10 protein-coding genes, 1 tRNA gene and 1 pseudogene are annotated in these 14,296 nt (G+C 39.7%); 4 read left to right on the top strand and 8 right to left on the bottom strand.

Annotation, left to right across the window (positions count from 1 at the left end):
- Positions 1 to 157: 157 nt before the first annotated feature.
- The 3 genes from FJR05_RS13730 to FJR05_RS13720 form a co-directional block, all read right to left on the bottom strand.
- On the bottom strand, positions 158 to 2,365 hold the full coding sequence (locus tag FJR05_RS13730) for a polysaccharide biosynthesis tyrosine autokinase (protein WP_168644629.1): 2,208 nt from the start codon (positions 2,363 to 2,365) through the stop codon (positions 158 to 160).
- Between the two features lie 412 nt (positions 2,366 to 2,777).
- Entirely contained in the window at positions 2,778 to 3,770 is a 993-nt protein-coding gene (gene galE / locus FJR05_RS13725; protein ID WP_168644628.1) for a UDP-glucose 4-epimerase GalE, read from the bottom strand.
- Positions 3,767 to 5,185 (bottom strand): sugar transferase, encoded by a 1,419-nt coding sequence (locus FJR05_RS13720; protein ID WP_168644627.1) that lies wholly within the window; start codon positions 5,183 to 5,185, stop codon positions 3,767 to 3,769. Before FJR05_RS13720 ends, galE begins: the two co-directional genes overlap by 4 nt.
- A 733-nt stretch (positions 5,186 to 5,918) precedes the next feature.
- Between FJR05_RS13720 and FJR05_RS13715 the strand changes: the two genes are divergently transcribed.
- Together FJR05_RS13715 and FJR05_RS13710 are read left to right on the top strand one after the other, a co-directional pair.
- Complete coding sequence (locus FJR05_RS13715) at positions 5,919 to 7,016, top strand: tocopherol cyclase family protein (protein ID WP_168644626.1); 1,098 nt, start codon at positions 5,919 to 5,921, stop codon at positions 7,014 to 7,016.
- 33 nt (positions 7,017 to 7,049) lie between these two features.
- A tRNA-Arg gene (locus FJR05_RS13710) sits at positions 7,050 to 7,123 on the top strand.
- 164 nt (positions 7,124 to 7,287) lie between these two features.
- On the opposite strand, the gene FJR05_RS13705 is transcribed toward FJR05_RS13710, so the two are convergent.
- The 3 genes from FJR05_RS13705 to FJR05_RS13695 form a co-directional block, all read right to left on the bottom strand.
- Positions 7,288 to 8,331 carry a 3-deoxy-7-phosphoheptulonate synthase gene (locus FJR05_RS13705; protein WP_168644625.1) on the bottom strand — a complete coding sequence of 348 codons (1,044 nt, stop codon included), beginning with the start codon at positions 8,329 to 8,331 and terminating at the stop codon, positions 7,288 to 7,290.
- 295 nt (positions 8,332 to 8,626) lie between these two features.
- Complete coding sequence (locus tag FJR05_RS13700) at positions 8,627 to 9,004, bottom strand: DUF1823 family protein (protein WP_168644624.1); 378 nt, start codon at positions 9,002 to 9,004, stop codon at positions 8,627 to 8,629.
- A gap of 88 nt (positions 9,005 to 9,092) precedes the next feature.
- Positions 9,093 to 9,881, bottom strand: a complete 789-nt coding sequence (locus FJR05_RS13695) for a dienelactone hydrolase family protein (protein ID WP_168644623.1) — start codon at positions 9,879 to 9,881, stop codon at positions 9,093 to 9,095.
- 410 nt (positions 9,882 to 10,291) lie between these two features.
- Between FJR05_RS13695 and FJR05_RS13690 the strand changes: the two genes are divergently transcribed.
- Positions 10,292 to 12,397 (top strand): M3 family metallopeptidase, encoded by a 2,106-nt coding sequence (locus FJR05_RS13690; protein WP_168644622.1) that lies wholly within the window; start codon positions 10,292 to 10,294, stop codon positions 12,395 to 12,397.
- Between the two features lie 78 nt (positions 12,398 to 12,475).
- On the opposite strand, the gene FJR05_RS13685 is transcribed toward FJR05_RS13690, so the two are convergent.
- A complete protein-coding gene (locus tag FJR05_RS13685; protein WP_168644621.1) occupies positions 12,476 to 12,733 on the bottom strand; it encodes a hypothetical protein in 258 nt (85 codons plus the stop codon).
- A 333-nt stretch (positions 12,734 to 13,066) separates the two neighbouring features.
- Here FJR05_RS13685 and FJR05_RS13680 point away from each other — a divergent pair, with 333 nt between their 5' ends.
- The gene (locus FJR05_RS13680; RefSeq protein ID WP_168644620.1) at positions 13,067 to 14,053 is read left to right on the top strand and encodes a cyanophycin synthetase; all 987 of its coding nucleotides are present in this window, start codon (positions 13,067 to 13,069) and stop codon (positions 14,051 to 14,053) included.
- 3 nt (positions 14,054 to 14,056) lie between these two features.
- Here FJR05_RS13680 and FJR05_RS13675 read toward each other — a convergent pair.
- Positions 14,057 to 14,296: pseudogene (locus tag FJR05_RS13675) on the bottom strand (hypothetical protein); the annotation flags it as partial.

Genomic DNA, 14,296 nt, shown 5'->3' with positions numbered 1-14,296 from the left:
GTAAAGGATTCACAGAATTAACACACTAGCTTTCCCCTGCTCCGGCCTCCCCAGTTACGAGCAGGTTGCGAGGGAGGAACCGAGATCAAAAGACCATCAAAGCTCAACTCCTAAAACACAGACAATTTAATTAATCTCGTCAGAATGTAAAGACAGGTCACACCCGACCAAAAAACCCTGACCGCACATTAGCCTCCGAAGACTTCTTCTTGTCTTCTTTACCTCCGTAATAACCACTGGCATAGTAATATCCACCATAACCACTTTCCTTACCAATACCATTCACCACCATTCCCAAAATAGGCACTTTCGCCTGATTGAGTAATGACTTCGCCGCAGTTACCGCTGAATACTCCACCTGTCCAGGAAGGACAACCAGCAATAACCCATCCACATACTTGCCAACAATCAGGGGATCAGTAACAACCGTTAAGGGAGGTGTGTCAATAATTACGAAATCATAATCCTTACTAGCCTCTTCAACCAAGGTAGCCATGCGCTGGGAATCTAACAGTGCCACTGGGCTAGGCGGAATTTTTCCTGCTGGTAACATATTCACCAGAGGGGATACTTCCTGGACAGCATTTTCTAACTGCGCCTGACCGGCTAAGATATTGCTTAATCCCAGCAAATTGTGTATTTCCCAAATCCGGTGCTGACGGGGACGACGCATATCAGCATCCACTAACAGGACTCGTCTTCCTACATGAGCTGCTGCTAGAGCCAGATTTGCCGCCACAAAAGATTTACCCTCTCCAGGGGTTGCACTAGTCACCAAAATCACCCGCAATTCTTTGTCAGAAACTGTGAACCCCAGGTTAGTCTGGAGCATTTCAAAAGACGTACTGACTGGTGAATAGGGGTTATCCAATAATGGCAACTCTTGCCGACCTTCCTGCCGATTTTTCGGATTTTTTTCCCCATATTGGGGAATCGTCCCCAGCAAAGGAAAGCCTAACAGCCGATTGGCTTCTTCAATATTTTTGAGGGATTGATTCATGGATTCCAACACCAGTGCCGTTCCTGCGCCTAAAATAACTCCCAAAAATCCGCCTAGTGCTAGGTTGAGGGGAATCTTAGGAGAAATGGGACGTTCAGGAACTAAAGCTCCAGAAATGATCCGCGAATTACCTACATTCTGATTCTCTAAAACCTGAACCAACTGGAATTGCTTCAGAAATTCTTGGTAGGTGATTTGTGCGACAGTTAACTGTCTCTGTAGCTGTAGCTGTTGTTGTTCCAGTCGAGGCAAGCTATCCAAACGTTTTCTGTTAACTATAAATACCCTTTGCAATTCCTCCACTTGTTTTGTTAATGCTAACCTTTCTACCTCCGATTTGACAAGGTCTTGAGTTAATGCCTGTTTAAGTTCTCCTATTTGCAAATTCTGTTTAGATAGGGACTCAAAATTACCAACGGTCTGGCCGACTCGTTCTTCTAGTAATTTTTTCAGAGATGTCTCTTTCATGGCTAAATCCACGACCTTTGGATTATCACCAGTATAAAGACTTCGCGCCACTGCTAGTTCAGATTGGGTTTTTTGGTATTCTGTGAGGACTTGTTGTACACCGGGTGATTGACTTAAGGTACTGAGATCCACAGCCTGTTGTGTACCCAGTTTCATTTCATTCTGTAAAGCTACGGAACGAGTCAAGGCCGCCGCCAATTCCCCTTGGCTCTGGGTAATTGATTCATTCAGCTTTCCCAGAGATTCCAAACTAGTTTTCGCTTCTACATCCAGAGCCACCACTCGGTTGTTCTCTTTAAACCGGCGCAAGTTCATTTCTGCTTTCGTAACTCGGTGTTCAACCTCTGGTAATTGCTTGGATAAAAATTCTCGCGCTGACCTAGCTTCGGTGCGGTTAGTGCGAACATTACTCTCTAAGTAATATTTCATCAGGGAATTCACCACATCTGCTGCTTCCTGGGGATTTGTACTTCTGTAAGAAAGCTGCATCACATCTGTTCCTCGGACAGTCTTCAGCTTCAGTTTTTTGAGAAAAACTTCCAAAGAAAGCTGTTTGCCTTGATTATCTGTCAACTTTAGTGTGGTAATAGTTTTTATAACGATGGGATAGGAGCGGATGATCTCAGATTCAGTATCTACTGGGTTGCTAAGGTTTGTCAGTGCGCCCAATTCTCCCATCTGTTGAGAGAGACTTGAGAGTGATGAAGCCCCACTTTTTTTAGTGAAAACCAATTTCCCTTCTGACTCGTAAACTGGTTTTGTTGAGTAAGTGACAAGGGCTGTGACTCCGAAGACAAAAGCAAATACGACTGATGCCACAGGCCAACGTCTTTTGAATATTAGCCAGTACTGTTGAATATCAATAGGGGAATCTTGTTCTTCTTGGTTAATGGACATAAATTAATTTAAGAAAATATACTAAGTGTAGGAAGCGCTGTACAAGTTGTAAGTAGGTGAGCGTTGAAAATTGTCGTTATGGCAAGGCAAAAGGCAAGAGTGAAGAGGGTTTGGGCGATTTTACATTTCTTTACACAGTTTGGTTTTATTGTGTTCACCTACTTAGATCATCCGTTTGAACAAAAATCACTCATCCCCGGCTTTTGGCATTTAACATTTGTAAAATAGCGATTATTTGTTACGCAGTTTGATTGTCGTATTGAGTAGGGTGCGTCAGACAGAGGAAATCTGTTTTTTACCAAATTATTGGGTCTGACGCACCCTACAAGAGTAAAATCACTCAAAACTCTCTTCCTGTTCCCTGTTAAGAGTTCCCTGTTCCCTTGCCCCAACGACAATTTTTAACGCCCACCTACTTATAGCTTTGTAACAGCTTACCTTTCTCCCAGGCGAGAAAGCTGGAGATGATATTATCTAGGTTATTATACTTGGGTTGCCAATTCAATACCTGTTTGATTTTTTCTGCATCAGCGGTAACACAGGCTGGATCTCCGGGACGACGCTCTACTTCAATCACAGGAAAATCTACCCCAGAAATGTCCTTAACTCGTTCCACAACTTGTCTGACACTATAACCTTTTCCATAACCACAGTTAAGAATTTGACTTTCACCACCCCGTTCTAGATAGCGTAACCCATCAACATGGGCTGTGGCTAGATCTTCGACATGGATATAATCTCTAATTCCTGTCCCATCTGGGGTGGGGAAATCATTGCCAAATATCTTGAATTCTGGTTGGCGTTTCAGGGCTGCATTACAAGCATTGGCAATTAAATGAGTTGCATTGGTTAAGTTTTGTCCAATTCTGCCACCGGGGTCGGCTCCTGCGACGTTGAAATAGCGGAGAATTACATACCGCAGCCGAGATGCCAGTCCGTAGTCTTGAATCATCCATTCGCTCATCAGTTTGGAGCGACCGTAGGGGTTAATCGGTAAAGTGGGAGTAAACTCTGTGACGGGATTTTCTCTAGGTTCGCCGTAAACTGCCGCTGTGCTAGAAAATATCAATTGGTCAACACCCATGATACTACAGCACCGGAGTAAATTCAGGGTATTCCGGGTGTTATTGGTGTAGTAATCGAGGGGATAGGCAACGGATTCTGGTACAACTAGACTGGCAGCAAAATGCAGCACTGCACTAAATTGATGTTTGCCAAAGACTTGGTAAAGGCGGTCTATATCTCCTAAGTCGCCAACAATTAGGTCACCATAAAGCACAGCTTTTGCTACTCCTGTAGAACAATTGTCATATACAACCACATCATAGCCAGCCTCACCTAGTTGACGGACAACGTGGGAACCAATATAGCCGGCACCTCCTGTCACCAAGACTTTTCGATTCATCTGCCTTTACCTAATAAAACAACTCTGATGGTTTTCAAGACTATCACTATATCCAACCATAAGGAATAGTTTTTGATGTAGTAAAGGTCGTAAGCCAGTTTTTCGTAGGCATCTTCAAAGGAAGCACCGTAGGCATAAAGCACTTGGGCCCAACCAGTAATTCCTGGTTTGACTAGATAACGCATTTCATAATAGGGAATTGCTTCTTTGAGTTTAACATCAAACTCTGGCCTTTCTGGACGCGGACCAATCAGACTCATTTCTCCACATAACACGTTCCAAATTTGGGGTAGTTCATCAATTCGCAGCACTCTTAGCCAATATCCTACTCTGGTAATGCGGGGGTCACGTTGACTTGCCCATTGTGCGCCTCTCTTTTCTGCGTCTTGATACATGGAACGGAATTTATAAACCCGAAATGGTTTACCGTATAATCCTGTTCGTAATTGGCTATAAAAAATTGGGCCTGGACTATCTAACTTGATGATCAGTCCTACGAATATCATGAGTGGTGACACCAGTACAGACAAGAGACCGGTGATGATTATATCCATAACCCGCTTGATTTTGAGACTGTTACCACAAAATACGAGGTTAAAACCACTGCTAAAGGCAAACCACTCATCCTCAAGTAGAGATGAGGGAAGTTTGTAGCATAGGGTTTCCCAAATATCAGGTAAACGGTAAACGGGAGTCCCTTTTAGTCGGAGTTGCATAAGACTCTGCACTTGTTTATCAGAGAGACTGATTTGAGTTCCTACGACTACTCCCGATAAGGGTTGATGACTCCAATATGATAAGTCATTGAGAGAGCCTTCATGACTTAATTGGGGTTCTATTTCTGCTAGTTCAGGGATATGTTGACCTGTTTCAGTCAGGATCACTAATCGCCCCAATGGATTTTGGGCTAGGAACATTTGGGCAAATTTTATGGCATGATTGTTTGCTCCTATCATCAACCACCGACTTTGTTGGGATTGCGATCGCCACCAATTAAATGCCCATATTCTTAAGATCATTGCCCAGATGGTAAAAATTCCCAGGTTAACTAGCAGTATCCCCCTCATTCCCACTGGATTACGTTCCCAGTTTCCCAGTAAATTAATTAACACGGAAGTTATGATGGCAACTGTTAAACTGCTGATCAGGATGCGATTCGGAGCTTGTAAACCAGCAATTTCTTTCTCTGGATGGTATGTATCTAACAAATACATTCCTGTTAAGGTTATTAGTATAAATACATACACAAACGGATCAAATCCTGCCAATGGATGACCCAGAGTCCCGTAAGAACTAATTCCTAAACAGACAAATAGGCCAAAAACATCTCCCATCATCAGAAATAGAGAGATAAAGCGTGGAAGTTTTACTAACTGAATACTGCCCCTATTAGTCTCAAATCCTATCTCTAGCATAAGTATTTTTTTTAGAGCTTGGCTTGTAAGAACATGAATTTGTGAATCAATACCTTTTTTGTATTTAAGTAAGGTAAGTTATAAAAGATGAAAAGAGCTTAAACTGGATTATATGCAATTGTACCAGAATAAATCCTGTCTTTTACAAATCTTCCCGAATGGATACACTTTACTACACTGCGAGATTTTGCAACAGTTAGGATCGTGAATTTTAAATACATTTACCTAATATTAAATACTTAACATTCAGCATTTAATATTAGGTATTTAATCACAACGCATACTAAATTGTAAAGTTCCTAACTGTTGGAGTTTAGACTTAGCGGTGAAAAGCGGGACAGCACTAGTAGTCTGTCAATCCAAAAATGACGGGTAAAGGCAAGTAGGGGGAGAAGAGGGGTAGGGGAGTAGGGGAGGGAAAACAGAAGTTTCTCCTATTATTACCCGTCAAAATAAATTTGACGAACTACTAGCTTGATTTAGTCAGAGACTTATCAACCTAAACTTTGCCTGGAAAATAGGATTAAGTATCATTGGGGAATGTGGAATATGGATGGTTGATAAAATGTCTTTTTGTGATCAAGGGATCTAACTTTCATTTTTGGGTTACATTTCTTGTTCATTAATACGACGGTTAAAATACGGAATATGTAATGAAATTCAGTGATTGCCCCATTTTAGTCGAAAGTTTCCCCATTGCCCATACCAAAAAATAAATAACAAAACACAACTTATGCTGAATATTCCCAAAAATTTGCTTGATTTCACCCAAACTCCCCATAGTGGTTATCATTGGGATGGGAGCGATCGCCGTTTTTTTGAGGGCTGGTATTACCGCGTCACACTGCCCGAAATTCGGCAAACTATCGCCTTCATGTACTCCATCGAAGATCCCATTGGCAATCAGCCCTATAGCGGCGGAGCAGCCCAAATCCTGGGTATAAATGATGAATACCTCTGTCGCACTTTTCCTGATATCAACAAATTTTGGGCGAGTCGGGATGTTTTAGGATTAGGACATTGGGGAAAAACCAACTTACAAGTTTCACCTCTGTACCTGATTCCCCGTGAATTTACTCATCATATCCCAGAAGGCTATCAAGCCACAGCCACCTTAAACCAAGGCATAATTACTGATCCTGCTACTGGTCATTATTGCCGCTGGGAGTATGCAATACAACCCCTATACGGATGGGGAAATCAAAATAGTCTTCAGCAATCAACCGCCGGTTGGCTATCATTTTCTCAGATATTTGAACCTGGGTGGCAAATTTTAATGGCTCATGGTTTAGCCAGCGGTTGGATAGATTGGTGTGGTAAAATCTATGAATTCACCAACGCACCAGCATACGCAGAAAAAAATTGGGGTGGTGCTTTTCCCCAAAAATGGTTTTGGCTAAATTGCAATGCTTTCGTCAATCAACCAGACTTAGCTTTAACAGCCGGTGGCGGCAAACGTGGTGTATTATGGTGGATGGAATCAGTCGCCATGATTGGTATTCACCACCAAGGTAAATTTTATGAATTTGTTCCCTGGAACTCAGAGGTAACATGGCAAATTCAGCCCTGGGGTAGATGGCAAATGCAAGCCAAAAACCTCAATTACGAAATTGAACTAACAGGGACTACTAATCTCCCCGGTACACCCCTCCGCGCACCTACAACTAGTGGTTTAATTTTTTGTTGTCGAGATACCATGCAAGGAGAAATAAACCTAGAACTGCGAGAAATTAATGGCGGTAAATCTCAAGTTATCTTGACTGCAAGTAGTAATCTATGCGGGTTAGAAGTTGGTGGCGATGATTGGGATGATTGTTGGCGATCGCCATAAAAATACTGCTATTATGATATTCAGGTCGTCCTTGGGGTTGTAGCTCAGTTGGATAGAGCGAGCGCCTCCTAAGCGCTAGGCCGTGCGTTCGATCCGCACCAATCCCACTCTTATTTGTCATGTAGCTGCACTTTGAATTAAAGCGCAACTACAAAGCAGGTATTTTTTAGGTACATGAACCACATCTTTAAGTCTCACGCAAAGGCGCAAAGACGCAAAGGCAGAATTACAATAATTCATGTGGTGTAAATACATGAAAACTGCTGTAAGTTTATTGTAATTTGCTGTGAGCAGCCAAAATAATTCTTTCTGTTTCTTCCCAACTAATACATTTATCAGTTACGGAAACACCATATTTTAAGTCTTCACGATTTCCCGTAATTACTTGACTACCTTCATACAAATTTGATTCTAGCATCATGCCAACAATGGAATTATTACCATCTACTATTTGCTGAATAATATTCTCAAATACCATAGATTGTAGTCTGTAATCTTTATTGGTATTACCATGACTACAATCAACAACTATTCTTGGTGATAAGTTAGCCGCTTTTAATTGTTCCTCTACTAACTGAATATTCTCGGCATCAAAATTAGGCTGATTTCCACCACGCAAAATGACATGACCATGAGCATTTCCCCTAGTTTGAAATACACTCACTTGTCCCTTTTGATTAATACCCAGGAAATTATGGGGAGTTTTTGCTGATTTGAGAGCATTTACAGCAACTTGAATATTACCATCAGTACCATTTTTGAACCCTACTGGCATAGATAAACCACTAGCCATTTCTCGGTGTGTTTGCGATTCGGTTGTCCTTGCACCAATTGCAGACCAGGAAACCAGTTCACTTATATATTGAGGTATGATTGGATCAAGTGCTTCTGTGGCAGTTGGTAATCCTAAATCTGTTAACTTTAATAGTAAGTTTCTGGCAATTAAAATTCCTTCTTCTACATGAAAAGAATCATCCATTTTGGGGTCATTAATTAACCCTTTCCAACCTACAGTAGTTCTGGGCTTTTCAAAATAAACCCGCATAATTAACAGTAGTTTATCCTCAACCTTTTCTGCCAAACTCAGCAACTTTTCTCCATATTCTATCGCTGCTTTTGGATCATGAATTGAACAAGGACCGACGACAATAAATTTACGCCGATCTTGAAAATCTAAAATATTTTCTATTTCTTGTCTGAATTTTAAAATTGTATTTTCAGCAGTTTTAGTTAAAGGTAACTTTGCCTTTACCTCATTAGGAGTTGGTAAAACATGAGAACTCTTAATGTTAGTATTAATTAATTTGTTGATCATAGCAGCAATCTCTTGATTTGTGTTATACAGTAATAATCCTGACTAAATTATTTGTGAACTCATTTTTGACTCTTGTTATTCCCGAAATAGTTAGTTAGAAAAACAAGTTGTACAAATTAGCCAAGATTACTATATGCAAGGGTAGAATATATTAATATACACAGTTTTGTAAAAAAATACAAGATAAGTCCGTGTTATTTCCATAACATTTAGACATAAAACGATAATTTGATCTATATCCCCAACCAATTAGAGAAGCTGGGGATATTTTAATTAATTGCTATATTTAGCAATTTTACTCAATTGTACCAGTGGTTATTAACTTATGACTTAATAACCAATTTGCTGATGTGGCTCTGCGAGTTTGTCGAGGACCAAATTCACCAATTTTGTAGCCTTTAAAACCGAGTTTTTCCTTGAGTACCTGTTTATTTTCCTGGGGAATAGAACGAGTTAATTTCGTAATTGCTGGACGAGAATCAATAAAGTCCGGTGGTTGTGGATATTCATCTCGCCATGTTGCTGATACTTGACTATTATCCCAAGTTTCTGTCATGGCACCATAACGATAACCTAAGTGATACCATAATAATTGGTTTACAGTAGTATCATCAATTGTATCGTTAATAATTGCCCAAATTGTTTCTGTATTTAGCGGTGGAAGATTAGACATGATTTTAAGGGAATAGGGAACAAGGGAAATATTTTATTCTTCATTATTCATTCTTCGTTCTTCCTCCTGACTCCTGACTTCTCCTAAATTACTTAGCAAATATTTCGGCAAAAAACTGTCGCATAGCTTGCCAAGAACGCTGATCTGCCATTGAATTATAAACAGCACCTTTGGGATTATTTTTGGCTTCTGGGTTAGTAAAAGAATGAAACACACCACCATAGGATATTAGTTGCCAATTTACATTACCTAGACGCATTTCTCTTACAAAACCTTGGACTTGCTCTTCTGGGACAAAAGGATCATCAGCACCATGCAATACCAATACTTTAGCTTTAATATTTTTAGCATCATTAGGATCAGGTGTGTCCAGGTTGCCATGAAAACTAACTACACCTGCAATATTAACACCACTACGAGCTAATTCTAAAACTGTACCACCACCGAAGCAATACCCAATGGCAGCAATGTGTTTAGAGTCAGTTAAGGGATACTTTCGTAAAACTTCTAATCCAGCTTTAGCGCGATCGCGGAGTAATTTGCGATCTTGACGATAAATAGTTGCTTGTTTGCCTGATTCTTCGATATTTTTTGGTCTAATTCCTTTACCATAAATATCGGCAGCAAAAGCCACATATCCCAATTTAGCTAATTGTTCAGTGCGTTTTTTGGCATAAGACTGTAACCCATTCCATTCATGAACTACTAATACACCAGGACGTTTAACTTTAATGGCATCATCATAAGCAAGATACCCTTCTAATACAGTATTTCCTTGCTTGTACTCAATTGTTTTAGTTTTAATCGCTGCTAATACATGACCAGAACTCAAAAAAACTACCGCAGGTGTCAGCAAAACAGAAAGTAAAAATTTCATAACTTTAATTAAGTATTCAAAATTGATGATTGTGAATTATCACCACAAAACTCGACCAAATAAAAGTAATTATTGGGAAAATAATTGCTAAAATTCTGCTTTTAGCTTTTCTTATGATATGTCTGAGCTATCAAAAACAAATTCAGTAGTTATAAAGTTGCAGGAGTATGGATTACGCCACACTACGCTACGCTATCAGAATGAACTTTTTGTATAACTGGCATAAGAACAAGGGTGGATAAATCATTTGCGTATAAAAACATACTTAATTGATTTTAAACTCCTAAAGTCTGTTTAGTAAGATTGCCATTCTAGCAACGCGAAATTTTGTCGCAAAGCTAAATTATTAGTTATATAAAGAAAAATCAATCGTTGTTCCCCACTAATTCATCGGCTATTAACTCACTACCATGCGTGCAACTGCTACTATTTATCAGAATCCCCTACTTCAAAGCTGTGGTTTACCCGCATTTGCGGCTATTAAATCGGAGCAAGTCGAACCAGCTTTTAGTCATCTGTTGGCAGAACTGGAAAAGCAATTAATTGACCTAGAGGCAAACATAGAGCCTACTTGGAGCGGTTTAGTAGAACCTCTAGAAAAATTGACAGAAAGACTAAATTGGAGTTGGGGAATACTGAATCATTTAATGGGTGTAAAAAATAGTCCAGAACTACGTATTGCCTATGAAAAGGTACAGCCGCAAGTAGTTCAGTTTATGAATATCCTGGGTCAAAGTCAACCTATTTATAATGCTTTTAAAGCAATTCGGAATAGTCCTACCTGGGAAACCTTAGATTCAGCCCAACAGAGAATTATCAAAGCTGCAATTCGAGATGCAGAATTGTCTGGTGTTGGATTAGAAGGAAAAGATAGAGAGCGTTTTAATAGTATTCAGATGGAATTAGCGGAACTGGCCACTAGGTTTGCTAATCACGTTCTAGATGCGACTAAAGGCTTTATTTTAATTCTCACCACCCAGGATGACATTGATGGCTTACCAAGTAGCTTGTTAAGTCTTGCAGCCCAAGTTGCTCGGGCATCTGGAGAAGAAAATGCCACCCCGGAACATGGACCTTGGCATATTACTTTAGATTTTCCTAGTTATTTCCCATTCATGCAGCACAGTACCAGGCGGGATTTGCGTGAAAAACTCTATAAGGCTTATATTACCAGGGCATCTTCTGGAGAATTAGATAATAATCCTTTGATTGTCCGAATTTTAGAGTTAAGAAAAGAACTAGCTAAATTAATTGGCTTTGAAACTTTTGCTGAATTGAGCTTGGCTAGTAAGATGGCTAAGGATATTCCCACTGTAGAAAAGCTGTTAGAAGAACTCCGTCAAGCTAGTTATAATGCTGCTGTTAAAGATTTAGAAAAACTCAAAGCTTTTGCGAAGGGGAAAGAAGCCGTAGAAGCCGAAAATTTGCAGCATTGGGATATTAGCTTTTGGGCTGAACGTCAACGGGAAGAAAAATTTGCCTTTACGGCTGAGGAGTTACTTCCCTATTTTCCCCTGCCTCAAGTTCTAGATGGGTTATTTGGACTAGTAAAAAGGCTTTTTGGGGTGACGGTGACACCTGCTGATGGTCAAGCCCCAATATGGCATGAGGATGTTCGTTATTTCCAAATTGCTGATAAATATGGTGAACCCATTGCCTATTTTTACCTGGATGCTTACAGCCGTCCTGCGGAAAAGCGTGGTGGTGCTTGGATGGATGCTTGTATTCACCGTCGCAAAGTTACAGAAAATGGTTTGACTTCTATCCGGCTACCTGTAGCTTATTTGATTTGTAACCAAACTCCCCCTGTAGATGGTAATCCTAGCTTGATGGCTTTTGATGAAGTTGAGACATTGTTCCACGAATTTGGACATGGCTTACATCATATGCTAACTAAGGTGGATTATCTGGGAGCAGCAGGTATTAATAATGTCGAATGGGATGCAGTGGAATTGCCTAGTCAGTTTATGGAAAACTGGTGTTATGACCGCCAAACCTTGTTTGGTATGGCGAAACATTATGAAACAGGCGAAGCATTACCGGAACATTACTACCAAAAATTGTTGGCAGCACGTAATTACATGAGTGGTTCAACTATGTTGCGGCAATTGGATTTTAGTAGTGTGGATTTGGAGTTACATTACCGCTATTGCCCTAATAGTCAGGAAACTGTGACAGATGTGCGACACCGGATTGCTAAGTTAACGACTGTGTTACCACCATTACCAGAGGATGCTTTTCTGTGTGCTTTCGGTCATATTTTTGAAGGGGGTTATGCAGCGGGATACTATAGCTACAAGTGGGCTGAAGTTCTTAGTGCTGATGTTTTTGCTGCTTTTGAAGAAGCAGGTTTAGAAGATGAACTCGCAATCCACGCTATTGGCAGACGTTACCGAGATACGGTGTTAGCACTAGGTGGCAGTCAGCACCCAATGGATGTCTTTAAAACCTTCCGGGGAAGAGAACCGAGTACCAAGGCTTTACTCAAGCACAATGGGCTGCTGGCTGCTGTGTAAGTTAGAAGTTGAAGGGATGAGGGAATGAGGAGAATGTTTATCTTGAATTTTGCCTCTTGCCTCTTGCCTCTTGTTGATTTACATGACAATTTCTTCCCGTTGGCAATCAAAGAAAAGCTCAAAAACAGTGTCAGGAATCATCTGACGGATGTGCTGAATATAGCCTTCGGCATCAGAACGACTGCGAAACCGGGAAACAATGACTTTTTCTTGTTCAGTAACGACACGGGCTACAGCCCAACCATTCAGCCTTTTTTTGTAGGCGTTATCTTCTTTTGCTGTAGGCACTGCTTGATTTTCTGAGGTGATATTTTTGTAATCCGTATTTTGTGGCATGATTATTTTATGCGTATGAACTTTAGTGAAGGGCGTTAGTATGCCTCTTAGCTGAAGATGTACTAGCGTCTTTTATTGATGATGCCACCTTGTTATTACATATTTTCAAAATTGTCAATACGTGATGCAACAACTTATTTTTTAACAATGTTTAGTTTTATTTAATTCTAATGAGTATTTACGGAATATCTTAGTATTTAAACACACATAAAATAAAAATGGCTGTATAAAATATACCTCATTTCAATAATTTGAGGTTTTAGATTGGGAAATATTTACGAATATATCCATACTTCTTCAGGGTAATTTTGAAAGAATTAGAGAAAATAAAAAATGTCAATTACATCAATCATCCAAAAAGTAGCATTGCAAATAGGGGCTGTGGTTTTAGTTGAACCAGAATATGAACTTGTGGGACATATTACTTTTAAAAATGGTAATAAATCAGTTTTTAGTCATGGCAAATTGAATATTAATGGTTTTGCTTCGGCCGAGTTAGCTAAAGATAAAGCCTATACTAATTTTTTCTTGAAGCAATTTGGCTATCTCGTAACAGAAGGAAAGACATTTTTTCGTGATGACTTATGTGCTAAAATAGCTTACTCTCGCAACATTGATGATGGATTTAATTATGCACAATCCATAGGATTTCCTGTGATTGTGAAGCCGCTGAATCTGCATCAAGGTATATTGGTGACTAAGGTATATAATCAGGAGGATTATTATGATGTTGCTAATAAGATATTTAAAATTAAGTCAGGATTGATTGTTGAAAAGTTTTATGGTGGTAATGACTATAGAATTGTGGTGTTGGATGATGAGGTGATTACGGCTTATCAAAGAATTCCCTTATGTGTTGTTGGTGATGGTATATCTAATGTTTTAGAATTGCTACAGCAAAAACAGGAAAAATTTATTAGTACGGGGAGAAAAAATGTAATTAATTATGATGATTTTCGCATTTCCCAAAAATTAAAAACACAAAATCTTGATTGGGATAGTGTGATTACTAATAATCATGTTGTTTATCTTTTAGATAGTGCCAATTTATCGAGTGGAGGTGAAGCGGTAGATTTTTCTGAAACTATACATCCTGATTTTCAGAAATTAGCAATTAATATTACTAAGGATATTGGACTCAGATTAGCTGGGGTGGATATACTTACCGATGATATTACTATGCCGATGGTAGATTATACGCTGATTGAGGTTAATGCTTCTCCTGGGTTAAATCACTATGCTGCTAGTGGTAAATTAGCAGCAAAGAGGGTGGAAGAGTTGTATTTGAAAATTCTCCAAGTGATTGAGAATGATGGTTAAAGGTTACAAACTTTTTCCGAGTAATGATTCAAGTTCCTCTGACAAAGAGTTCATATCTGCGACTCTAGCGACGAGTAAACTATCATGTCCGGCATCGTTTAAACGAGATTTCCAATAGTGAATACTCTCAGCATTATTCATCCAAAAGTCAATGACTGTATCTACTACTTGGTCTAAGTTCCAACCCCATTTGACGGGAATTGGTTCTATGGATGCTAGTACACTACGGCGTAAGTGAACGAA

This window comes from Dolichospermum sp. UHCC 0259 (genome assembly GCF_009711935.1).
Taxonomy (GTDB): Bacteria; Cyanobacteriota; Cyanobacteriia; order Cyanobacteriales; family Nostocaceae; genus Dolichospermum.
This window is presented reverse-complemented; position numbering and strand designations above follow the sequence as displayed.